The 12087-nt window shown below is 40.6% G+C and carries 10 protein-coding genes; 2 read left to right on the forward strand and 8 right to left on the reverse strand.

Annotated features, from left to right (window positions below; translation table 11 throughout):
* Positions 1–198 precede the first annotated feature (198 nt).
* The 4 genes from guaA to ACERJO_RS12215 form a co-directional block, all read right to left on the reverse strand.
* Positions 199–1740: a glutamine-hydrolyzing GMP synthase gene (guaA, locus tag ACERJO_RS12200; protein ID WP_373647654.1), complete on the reverse strand. Its 1542-nt coding sequence runs from the start codon at positions 1738–1740 to the stop codon at positions 199–201.
* A gap of 146 nt (positions 1741–1886) precedes the next feature.
* Positions 1887–4070 carry a transglutaminase TgpA family protein gene (locus tag ACERJO_RS12205; RefSeq protein WP_373647656.1) on the reverse strand — a complete coding sequence of 728 codons (2184 nt, stop codon included), beginning with the start codon at positions 4068–4070 and terminating at the stop codon, positions 1887–1889.
* Between the two features lie 16 nt (positions 4071–4086).
* Complete coding sequence (locus tag ACERJO_RS12210; RefSeq protein WP_373647657.1) at positions 4087–5226, reverse strand: DUF58 domain-containing protein; 1140 nt, start codon at positions 5224–5226, stop codon at positions 4087–4089.
* Between the two features lies 1 nt (position 5227).
* Entirely contained in the window at positions 5228–6184 is a 957-nt protein-coding gene (locus ACERJO_RS12215; protein ID WP_247107135.1) for an AAA family ATPase, read from the reverse strand.
* Positions 6185–6414: 230 nt separating this feature from the next.
* On the opposite strand from ACERJO_RS12215, the gene ACERJO_RS12220 reads away from it, so the two are divergent.
* Complete coding sequence (locus tag ACERJO_RS12220) at positions 6415–7593, forward strand: DHH family phosphoesterase (protein ID WP_373647658.1); 1179 nt, start codon at positions 6415–6417, stop codon at positions 7591–7593.
* A gap of 52 nt (positions 7594–7645) precedes the next feature.
* Here the strand turns inward: ACERJO_RS12220 and ACERJO_RS12225 are convergent, their stop codons facing one another.
* Genes ACERJO_RS12225 through ACERJO_RS12235 form a run of 3 tightly spaced genes read right to left on the reverse strand, consistent with a single transcriptional unit; the run spans position 7646 to position 10898 of the window.
* Entirely contained in the window at positions 7646–8479 is an 834-nt protein-coding gene (locus ACERJO_RS12225) for a 1,4-dihydroxy-6-naphtoate synthase (RefSeq protein ID WP_247107133.1), read from the reverse strand.
* A gap of 1 nt (position 8480) precedes the next feature.
* Positions 8481–9128 carry a futalosine hydrolase gene (locus ACERJO_RS12230; RefSeq protein ID WP_373647660.1) on the reverse strand — a complete coding sequence of 216 codons (648 nt, stop codon included), beginning with the start codon at positions 9126–9128 and terminating at the stop codon, positions 8481–8483.
* 42 nt (positions 9129–9170) lie between these two features.
* On the reverse strand, positions 9171–10898 hold the full coding sequence (locus ACERJO_RS12235) for an ABC transporter ATP-binding protein (protein WP_247107131.1): 1728 nt from the start codon (positions 10896–10898) through the stop codon (positions 9171–9173).
* 231 nt (positions 10899–11129) lie between these two features.
* Between ACERJO_RS12235 and ACERJO_RS12240 the strand changes: the two genes are divergently transcribed.
* Complete coding sequence (locus tag ACERJO_RS12240; RefSeq protein WP_156315003.1) at positions 11130–11306, forward strand: hypothetical protein; 177 nt, start codon at positions 11130–11132, stop codon at positions 11304–11306.
* Positions 11307–11567: 261 nt separating this feature from the next.
* Here the strand turns inward: ACERJO_RS12240 and ACERJO_RS12245 are convergent, their stop codons facing one another.
* The gene (locus ACERJO_RS12245; RefSeq protein WP_247107130.1) at positions 11568–12080 is read right to left on the reverse strand and encodes a MogA/MoaB family molybdenum cofactor biosynthesis protein; all 513 of its coding nucleotides are present in this window, start codon (positions 12078–12080) and stop codon (positions 11568–11570) included.
* Between the last annotated feature and the right edge of the window lie 7 nt (positions 12081–12087).

A 12087-nucleotide genomic window follows, 5' to 3' on the forward strand; every position in this document is an offset into this window, starting at 1 on the left:
GCCTTGCAATGAGTGGGGTTCTCATAGCAAGGCGCGCAACGAGCGGAGCCATTACTCTTCCTTGAGTTACTAGAAAGGACTTTTTCAGTGACCTCGATATGAGTGGGTTTCTCATAGCAAGGCGCGCAACGATTTTGAATTATTAGAAAGGACTTTCTCAGTGCTCTCGTGTTACCAAAGCTTTTAGGGCATCTATTATTACTCCCACTCAATCGTCGCAGGAGGCTTAGACGTAATATCATACACCACTCGATTCACATGCTTCACTTCATTAACAATTCGTGTTGAAATGATTTCAAGTACATCCCACGGAATACGAGCCCAATCCGAAGTCATGCCATCTATTGATGTGACGGCACGGATGCCAACAGTATAGTCGTACGTTCTCGCATCTCCCATGACACCGACACTTCTCATGTTCGGGAGGGCGGTAAAATATTGCCAAATTTCACGATCAAGCCCAGCCTTTTTAATTTCTTCACGTAAAATCGCATCAGATTCACGAACGATTTCTAATTTATCCTCTGTTATTTCGCCTAAGACACGAATTCCTAGCCCTGGACCAGGGAATGGCTGTCGCCAAACAATTTCATCCGGAATGCCTAGCTCAGACCCAAGCTTACGTACTTCATCTTTAAATAACGTATTGAGTGGCTCAATTAATGTAAACTTCATATCTTCCGGTAAACCACCTACGTTATGATGAGACTTAATCGTCTGTGCAGTATCTGTTCCACTTTCAATAATATCTGTGTACAGAGTTCCTTGTGCAAGAAAATCCATATCTGTTAATTGGCTCGTTTCCTCTTCAAACACATAAATAAATTCATTTCCAATGATTTTACGCTTTTCCTCAGGATCAGACACGCCATTTAAACGCCCTAGAAAACGGTCTTTAGCATCAATTTTGATGACATTCATATTAAAGCCTTCACGGAACGTTTCCATGACACTTTCCGCTTCCCCTTTTCGAAGCAAGCCGTGATCGATAAACATACACGTGAGCTGATCACCAATCGCTTTATGTATTAGCACAGCAACAACAGATGAGTCTACTCCACCACTTAATGCGCAAAGGACTTGTTTATCTCCAACAATTTCACGGATTTTTTCGATTTCGACTTCAATGAAATTCTCCATTGACCACTCGCCCGTACAGCCACATACTTCATAAGCGAAATTCTTCAGCATGTCATCACCAAACTCCGAATGACGTACTTCCGGATGGAACTGAACACCATAGAATTTTTGATCTTCATTACTCATCGCTGCCACCGGACATGATGGATTAGAGGCATCAACAACAAAGCCTGGAGGTGGTGCCAAAATAAGATCACCATGACTCATCCACGTAGTTTGTTCAATCGGTAATCCTTTAAACAAAGCAGATTGATTTTGAACATGAATCGCCGCTTTTCCATACTCTCGGTGGTCTGCTGCATCTACTTTTCCACCAAAATGCTGTGTCATTAATTGCATACCATAACAAATACCTAATATCGGAATTCCTAAATCAAATATCGCCGGGTCACAATGAGGAGCCCCTTGGGCGTATGCACTATTAGGTCCCCCTGAGAAAATAATTCCCTTTGGATTTAATTTCTTGATTTCTTCTGCCGTCATTTTATTCGATTTCAACTCACTGTACACACCTAAATCACGAATTCGACGTGTAATGAGTTGATTGTATTGGCCACCAAAATCCAACACGACGATCATTTCTTGATTCAATTCACTCATCCTTACCCACCCTTTTTCTGAAGCTATTAACATGCTCCGTAAACTTATTTATGCCTTGTACACTTAAACAACCTTTCTTAACAGTTAAAGAAGGTCTCTTTTCAACGTTAAACACTGATTCATTTTATCAACCTACTATATCTTGGTCAAGAATTCATTTTTTTCACAAAAGCTAACCAACGTGCTTTTTGCTCAAGCCAACTCGAATGCTCTGACTTTTCACTATAGAGAATACGCTCATATTCCTCTGTCATAGCTTCCATTTCATCGGTTACAAATTGATCGTCCATTCTTCGTGCATAGGCTCTTATCGTTTCACCAGATTGTCGATGATATCCATTATACCGTAGTAACCATAGAAGATGCTCGTAAGCCGGAACAAACGCTTCCTTTTTTGTCGCTTTCTCATACCTTTTAAGAAGAATATAGAAAACCACACTCTTCCTCTTCATAACCATAACAATGACCGCTAAAAGCAGGAGTCCAACAAGAATCCACGGACCCCCTGGAATCGTCCAATTCCGTGACGTTGCTCCGAGGTCTTGTGTTTGTTCTTCTTCCTCTTCTATTTCTGGCTCCTCTTCCTGTTCCTCTTCCTCAAGCTCTTCCTCTTCACTTGTCACATCTAGCGGATCCTCTCCGTTCGTTTCGCTCTCCTCTTCATCAACTTCAAGAAAGTCATACATGTTAGCAAAGCCTTGTGTCGGTTCAAACGGGACCCAACCAACCTCAGGAAAATACACTTCGACCCAGGAATGCGCATTAGAGTTTGTCACCTCATAGACCGAGCGATCTTGACTTAGTTGCTCGACCTCCGTCCCCTGTGTAAACCCCTTCACCCAACGTGCAGGAATATCAAGCGTACGAAGCATCACGACCATTGAAGTAGAGAAATTATCACAATAGCCTCTTCTCGTTTCAAACAAAAACTGATCAACGTAGTCCTGACCACTACTAGGAATGGGAACATCCTCTGTTTCATAAACAAAATCGGATAAACGAAAATACGCTTCAATCGCCTTTGCTTGATCATAACGATTGTCTTCATCTACAGCAATTTCCTCAGCTAATTCACGTACACGATCAGGTAAAGTATCAGGCAGCTGCGTATAATAATCCACAATATCATTTGGATCTTCTTCATTTGTTGCCTGCAGTACGTCCACATGGAAGCTTGGATACACATAATCATATCGATAGCGGGTCAAAGCAATAGCTTCTTCTTCTCTAAATGTATTCGCACGTTCAGAATATTGATCAACAACAACATCAATGGTGTCATGACTTGTCAATTCAACGAAATCACCAGGGTAAAAGATATGATCAAAACGTGACTCTTCGCCTTCAAATGCAATTTCTGTACTTAATTGCTCAACTGAAATAGCTCCTTCTCTCTCTGTGCGATAAAGCGGGTTTTTCATTCGTTCGGGGGTTGTCGTTTCCCAGCCTCTCCCCGTATAAAGATCCTTTGTTTCACCACGCCAGTAATGCTCCTCAGTTACAGCCGCATAGAATACGATCGTATGATCATCAACGAACCCCCCACCTAGCTGTTCATCAAAATCACCATAGCCAATCCGCTGAACAGGATCATTTCCTGACTCTAACCCTACTGCTGCTCGGACATACGGAACCGGATCAGCCCATTGAGGCTCAGGCTTAGGGAAAAGAAACCCAAATACCCCTCCTAACACAAGAATCGTAATCAGCACCCCACTTAGCCTAACAGGTAGCATAGTAGAAGCTGCATGTAATCGTTCTTGTTCAATGAATCGATACATCGTCACAAGCCCTAGTAAAAGAAAACCAATAAAAAACGTACGAACAATAGAAAAGGTCGCATCATACGCCGTAAATGTATCGATAATCGCTACATAAATGACAGTGAAAATAAGGAAAAAAAGCATTCGCCGTGCGTAAACAATCCAATAAAATAATAAATAGCTCATAATCGCTAGCAAGACAAAGAAAAGCAAACTACGAAATAAATCCGTTAACGCATGCCAGCTACCGCCTAACATATAGCTAATATTCAAGGCTACATCTTCAAGAATAGCACCTACCCATTCAAACGAAAAAAATTGACCTTGAAAGAACACTAAAAATAACCCATAAAAGACGACCGCAACTTTCATTAAAGCCGATAACCCAACAGGTAATTGTAAAAACGTAATAAAGAAAAACACAGCTGTACACAACACAAAAATATGAATATAACCTGTATCAGCTACATACGGAAGTGGCAAAAGCCATTCCATTAATAATAAAAAACTTAATCCGTAAAGAAGAAAGTCTCTGCTTAAATCAAGTTTTTTTCTATTTGAGCGCATAAACTCTCTCCCCCTGTTAGCTAATTTCAACCACTTTTACACCTATAGACTCTAATTCACTTACGACTCTCGGATCTGTTCCTTTAAGTGCTACAGTACATATCGTCATCGTTACTCGTTGAGCTTGGAGTGTTCTACATGCCGCTAGCAAAGCTTGATCAAGCACTGCACAAACATAGTAAATATGCGTCCCACTCCATTTCCGATATACTCCGTCAATGGCTTCAATAGGTTGGCGATTTGGCTCAACATAAGCAAGCGCTTGTAACGCAGGGATCATTGATTGATGAACCGTTATCGACTCCCATCTATCCTTCCGAATATAAAAGCGAGCATACGACTGTCTTCTCATAAGCGTCGCTAATAGAGAAGTCGCTAACTCAATCGATTGTTCAAACATGGGCTGATTTGACTTCTTCGAAAAGGAATCATAGACGAGTAAAGCACCTTCACCTTGAAACGATTCAAATTCTTTGGACATGAGGTCAGAGGAACGTGCTGTTTGCTTCCAATTAATACTGGCTAACCGATCCCCCGGAACATACTGCCTCACACCAGCAAGAGAACGATCTTCTTGAAGAGATGTACGATTACGTTGACCCTCTCTCTCTCTCTGCTGAGCAACCGGAGGTAAGCTGCGTAAATAATGAAAGGATGGATATACAAGAATCTCTGTTTCGTCACCTTGTAATGTTCGTTCTACTTCTAACAACCCGAACAAATCTCCAAACTTACACTTCACCTCTCCAAAACGGTACACACCACGCTTCAAGTTGCTAATCGTATACGTAAAGGACAATGTTCTTTGAAACGAAAAGAAAAACAAAGCTCCAGGTGTATCCTCTTGCTGTAATCTTCCTGGTAGTTCATCAAAGATCCTGACGAAGAAAAAGGGCTGGAATGGGTATTTTTCAACTTTGACAGTCACATCAACAGTCCCCCCCACCTCCACTGCTTCTTCAGAGATGATTCGTCGTATTTGCTTCACTTTAAAAGGAAAAAGAGTGACGACCATCATTAAAACAATAATGGTTATAACACTATAGAATAAATACCAACTTACAAAGCCACCTTGAAACATCGCATATGCAAATAATGCACCAATGATGATAACAAGAAAAACATACTTAAATGCCACTTTCATCCAACGTGTCATTTTATTGTGAAACCTTTCGTTTTATCACCGGAACAGGCACTTGATCAAGCACTTGGCGAATGACTTGCCTCTCTTGTCTGTTTGTCATTTTACTTTCATCCGTTAAAATTAACCTGTGAGCTAAAACAAATGGAGCTAAGTGCTGAATATCATCTGGAATAACAAATTCACGACCTTCAATAAAGGCAAATGCTTGAGCGGCCTTCATAAGTGCAATCGTCCCACGAGGACTCACTCCGAGTTCAACGAGTCGATTTTTCCTCGTTGCTTGAACAAGTTCGACAATATATCCCTTCACATCATCACTAACAAACACATTGTATACTTCCTGTTGAATAGATAATACTTCTTGCGTTGTCATAACCGATTGCAATTGCTCAAGAGGATGCTCATATTGGACTCTAGTCAGAACCTCAAATTCCTCTAATTCATCAGGATAACCTAGCTTCAATTTCAATAAAAAGCGATCCAGCTGTGCTTCTGGCAAAGGAAACGTTCCAGCATACTCAACAGGATTTTGAGTAGCCATAACAAAAAAAGGCTTGTCCAATTTAATTGTTTCCCCGTCAACTGTTACACTACTTTCTTCAAGTGACTCTAGCAAAGCTGCTTGAGTCTTTGGTGATGTACGATTTATTTCATCCGCCAGCACGATATGAGACATAACTGGGCCTCGGCGGAATTCAAATTGCTGTGTTTGTTGATTGTAAATTGAAACTCCAGTTACATCAGATGGTAAGAGATCCGGAGTAAACTGTATTCGTTTAAAGTCAGCACCTAAAGATTTCGCAATCGCTTTGACCATCATCGTTTTCCCTACCCCCGGCACATCTTCAAGCAGGACGTGCCCACCGGCAAACATGGCAACTAAGCTAAGTTTAATTTCATCTCTTTTTCCAACAACGACACGCTCAATATTTTCAATTACTTCATTAATTCGTTTTGTTGTTGTTTCCATTTACTTCCTCCATTCTACTTCAACCAGTCTATTTCCATCATACCATTTTATCAACTGCTATAACGTTACATTTGCTTTACCATTTTTGTGGCGAGAAATCCACACACCACAAGACGCGTAGCAAATGGAGTTATTGCTATACTTTTTATGCTTTTTGAACAAGATCTTTTAAATAATACCTTTATATTTATACCATTTGCTTCATACTAGACATAAGGAGGAATAAAACCATGCACTATTTATATTCGCATAATGACCTTGATGGTGTTAGCTGTGGGATATTAGCCCGACTGGCCTTTGGCTCAAACGTAGAAATTCAATATGTATCCATCCAGCGATTGGATCAAAAAATTGAACAACACCTTGAAACAGCAAAAACGGCTGATTCATTATGGATTACTGATTTATCTATAAACAGCGATAACGAACAACGAATCCATACATTTATAAAAGCAGGCGGAAGTGTCCAACTGATTGACCATCATAAAACAGCCTTACACCTAAACGATCATTCGTGGGCGCACATTGAGATAGCTCACGAAGAAAGCAAGCTTGCATCTGCCACATCCTTACTTTACGATTTCTTAATCAAATCGGATTACTTACAGCGTTCTCAAGCTCTGGATGAATTTGTCGAACTAGTACGTCAATGGGATACTTGGGAATGGGATCGCAACGAAAATTTCCGTTCAAAACGGTTAAATGATTTATTTTTTTTACTGTCTATCGATGATTTTGAAGACAGGATGGTACAACGACTACCTACGTCTAACAACTTTAAATTTGATGATTTTGAAGATAAAATTCTCGATATCGAAGAGGATAAGATCACTCGCTATATTAAGCGCAAACGCCGTGAGTTAGTACAAGTGATGCTTGAAGAGAAATGTGTCGGAATCGTCCACGCAGAAGCATATCATTCGGAGCTAGGAAATAAGCTAGGGAAGGAGTCCCCACACCTTGATTACATTGCTATCTTAAATGTCGGACAACGTAAAATGAGTTTTCGCACGATCCACGACCACATAGACGTATCAATGGTAGCTGAACAATACGAGGGGGGCGGTCATGCAAAAGCAGCGGGTGCAGCGTTAAATGACTCTGCTTTCGAGTTCTTTGTCAAAGGGGCATTTCCACTAAAACCTCTACACGTTGATCCTATTCATAATAAACATAATGTAAAAGAATCAGAAAATGGGACACTTTATCGTTCAGAGGACGGCGCTCTCTATTACCTTTACCCTTATCACGAGAATTGGATGTTAGAGCATAACCATGCACCTTACAAAACCTTTGAAACTTTTTTAGAAGGCGAGTCCTACATAAAACGCCGTTATCAAGCTTGGCTCGTACAGGATGAATCCTATATTACCTTTCTAGCGCAAACCGCATTACGTTCAAGACGATAAATGAAAAGAGGGTGTCAAAAGGTCTGTTTGCCCTTTTGGTACCCTCTTTCTTTCATGTCTTAAGTAAAGATAAATCAAATTCAGGTACTAGCTGCTCCTGCATTGCTCTTCCTAATAGCTCTACAACCGCATCGTAGCCAGACTCTCCTAAATCAAGTGTATAATCGTTCACATACAATTGGATATGGGCCTCAGTCACAGCCTCTGACATTTCCTGAGCATGAGTAGCAACATACTCTGCTGATTGGTTAGGGTGTTTAAAAGCTTCTTGAACGGAGGCTCTAATCCAATTCGTTATCTCCTCTTTATCGAGCGATCGTTTAGCAATAATAGCTCCTAATGGAATTGGATGTCCTGTATCCTTCTCCCACCAGTCACCAAGGTCGACTAGCATATGCAAATCGTAGTTTTGATATGTGAATCTTGCTTCATGAATGACTAACCCTGCATCAACCTTACCGTCACGAACAGCTGGCATAATCTCGTGGAAAGGCATGACGACTACTTGTCCGATTCCCCCATGAACTTGCTGAGCAGCAAATAAGCGGAACAGCAAATACGCCGTTGACCGTTCACTCGGAACCGCTACTGTTGCTCCTTGTAATTGCTTAGGGTTTGTGGAAGGCTTGGCCGTTAATAACAACGGTCCACATCCTCTTCCCAACGCGCCACCGCAAGGAAGTAGAGCATAATCCTCAAGAACCCACGGTAAGGCCGCATAGGAAATTTTCATCACTTCTGGACCTGTTCTCTCTGCAGCCCAAAAATTCGTTTTGTCTATATCAGCATACGTCACATCAAGCTTCGGAGCACCTGCAACTAACCCATGTACCCAAGCATGAAAGACAAATGTATCATTCGGACAAGGGGAAAATGCAATGTTCATGTTATAATACCTCCGTTATATATTGAGATGTCTCCTTTAATGCTTGCAATGCATCGGCAATTCGCCATGCATCGCGATCCCGTGGACCGATCACATTGGAAATAGCTCTGACTTCCATGAACGGTATCCCTACTTTACTCGCAGCTAAACCAACGCCAAACCCTTCCATCGCTTCAGCGGCCGCTTTAGGATATTGTTCCTTTAACTCAATCGTTCGCTTTGCCGTTCCTGTTACCGTCGATAATGTTAATATTTCGCCAACTTGCATGCTTATATTTGAATCGCTCCCAAAAAGAGTTAATTCATCAACATACGTTTCGTCTGGTACTAATGTTGATTGACCAAAACCTAATGCTTCTACCTTTTGGAAGCCTTCATCCGTTTGCACTCCTAAGTCTGCAAGAATTTGTCTCGAAGCAATGACAATAGACCCGACCGGAGTTCTTTCTTCAAAGCCACCGGCAATTCCCATATTCAGCACATATTGATAGGAACCTCTTGCCAGTTCTAATGCAGTTGCAACCGCTGCTTCAACTGGGCCAACTCCTGCCAGCTTCACATGAAATCGCCTATTTCTTCCTAAGCCTGCTTCAATTGCCTGTTTCTCTGCTTCTACTGATGTCATAATGAGTACGTTGCTTTCGCTCATCTTCTTAACTCCTTTAATCAACCACGAATTAATAGAATGAAGCTATACTTGAACATGCTCTTGTCCAAATTGCGCTTCATATAACCGACTATAGCTCCCACCTTGTTGTAATAGCTCCTCATGGCTTCCTTGTTCTACTATACCATCCTGAGTGACAACAGCAATGCGATTCGCATTTTTTATCGTTGCTAATCGATGGGCAATCACTAATGTCGTCCTCCCTACAGATAATCGTGTTAATGCCTTTTGGATTGCAATTTCCGTTTCCGTATCAAGGGCAGATGTCGCTTCATCTAAAATTAAAATAGGTGGGTTCTTTAAGAACATGCGAGCAATCGAAAGTCGTTGCTTCTGACCACCGGAAAGCTTCACTCCTCTTTCCCCAATGACTGTATCTAAGCCATCAGGCTGAGCGTCGATAAATGATTCTAGCTGAGCTTGTCTGGCCGCTTCCATGATTTCTTCTTCTGTTGCATCCAGTTTGCCGTACATAATATTTTCCCGAATGGTCCCAGAAAATAAGAACACATCCTGTTGCACAATACCAATTTGACTTCGTAATGAATCAAGCTTCATTTCACGAATAGGAACGTTATCGATCGTGATTTCTCCATCCACCACTTCATAAAACCTTGGAAGTAAGCTACACAACGTCGTTTTCCCAGCGCCAGAAGGCCCAACAAAAGCGACGGTTTCTCCTTTTTTTATCGATAAATCAATATTAGCTAATACGGGTGTTAACCCTTCATAGCCAAACGTCACATTGTTGAATGAAATATCTCCTTGTAACGTCACGTCCTTGGCATTTGGTGCATCTTCAATGTCAGGCTCCGTATCCAAAATTTCTGTATATCGTTTAAACCCAGCAATGCCTTTAGGATAGCTCTCAATGACCGCATTAATTTTCTGAATCGGGCCTAATAAAATGTTGGCTAACAATATAAAAGCGACAAATTCCCCATTCGTTAACTCCCCACTAATGACAAAGAACGAACCAAATAATAACGTAAATAGTGTAATAATACGCATAAACATATAATTTGCGGTTACATTTTGCGCCATAATCTTATAAGATTGAAGCTTCGTCTGACGATAACGATGATTATTGACAGCAAATTGCTTTTGTTCGTGCTTCTCATTCGCGAATGCTTGAACGACACGGATTCCACCAATGCTATCTTCTACTCGTGCATTAATCTCACCCACGTCATTAAACATCTTCCGAAACGTCCCAGTCATTTTCTTATTAAAATAAATCGCACAATACGTTAATAATGGGATAACTAAAAATGAAAGAATGGCTAGCTTCCAATTGATCGTGACCATTAATATAAACGACCCAACTAACGTCATAATAGCAACGAAAACATCCTCTGGACCATGGTGAGCTACCTCACCAATTTCCTCTAAATCCTTTGTTAGTCTCGAAATGGAATGACCCGTTTTATTTCGATCATAATAGCTAAAAGAAAGCTTTTGCATATGCTTAAATAATTTCCTCCGCATGTCTGTTTCAATGTTAATTCCGAGCATATGCCCCCAATACGTAACAATATAATGCATGCCTGTATTCAGAGCATAGATCAATAACAGACCAAAGCAAGCCCAAAAAATGAGTGACCAATTCCCCGTATCTAATAATCGATCAATCACTAGGTTTACCGCAAGAGGAAACGCAAGCTCTAGTAGTCCAACAAAGACCGCACACGAAAAATCTAATATAAACAAGCCTTTATAAGGCTGATAATAGGAGAAAAACCGTTTAATCATTTCTCCACTCCTCACATATTTTCTATCTCTATATCACCATAAATGATAATGAATATCAATTATAGCGAAGTATGGAGCAACGTTCAATATAAAAACGATACATTCTCTTTTTTATGTGAAGATTATTTCGCTTAAAGGTGGAGAAACTAACAAGAAAAGAGGGGAAAGGGAAGACACTGATAACATTTGTTTTTAACCTTTTCGATGTCCTCATGAAAGGGGGATTTTCATATGAATAAAATGCCTGTAGGTAGTGTTTTGTTTTTTATCGCTTCTCTGCTATGGTTATTTCTTGCTTTTACCGGAATCGGTAACTGGTCGACACGTGTGTATATATTTTTATTCATCATCTTCATGATCATCGGTCTAATCAATTGGCGAATGACAGATCGAGCTAATTCTGATTAAGAAAAACGCGACAGCGTCTTTTCTTAAAAGCGTTGCGCGGAGCCGTTACAAAGGTTTTAAATTTTTATGAAAGTGGAGCTCTTCCATAAAAACGTGTAATGTGCGAAGCCAACGCCACCTGCGAATTCACCTCCATCTCCCTCGATTCTTCCCTAACCTCCTTCTACAACATTTATAAATCCCTGTCCTAAAAAAAAGAATGCCCCAAAAAAGATCTACCTCTTCCTTTGGGACACCCTTAAACAGGATTGAATATTCATTTTACATGTCCTTACGTATTTCTCTCATAACATGACCTAGCTCAGATATAATTAACTTATCCATTGCTAACTTTACCGCACCACTGGAGCCAGGCATAGCAAAGATAGCTGTATGACGACTCACTCCCGCAATGGCTCGACTTAACATCGCAGCAGGACCGATATCCTCTGTGTAACTTAACATTCTAAATAATTCACCAAATCCAACGATTTCCTTTGTTATGAGTGCCTTAACCGTTTCAATGGTTACATCACGATCCGCAATACCTGTACCTCCATTTAACAAAATCGCATCAATATGAGCAGCTTGAACGCCCTTTATAATGGAGTCATGTATCTCCTTTTGCTCATCTTTGACGATTTCATACTCAGCAACTTTATGACCTTGGTTGAATAATGATTCCTTTATATATGTACCACTTTTATCTGTATCAAATGTTCTTGTATCACTAACCGTAATGACTTTACAATGAACGGTTTTAGGTGCTTCCTTCTTATGTTCAATCACACTCATTTATCAC

It is taken from the genome of Halalkalibacter sp. AB-rgal2, assembly GCF_041821005.1.
Classification (GTDB): Bacteria; Bacillota; Bacilli; order Bacillales; family Bacillaceae_D; genus Halalkalibacter.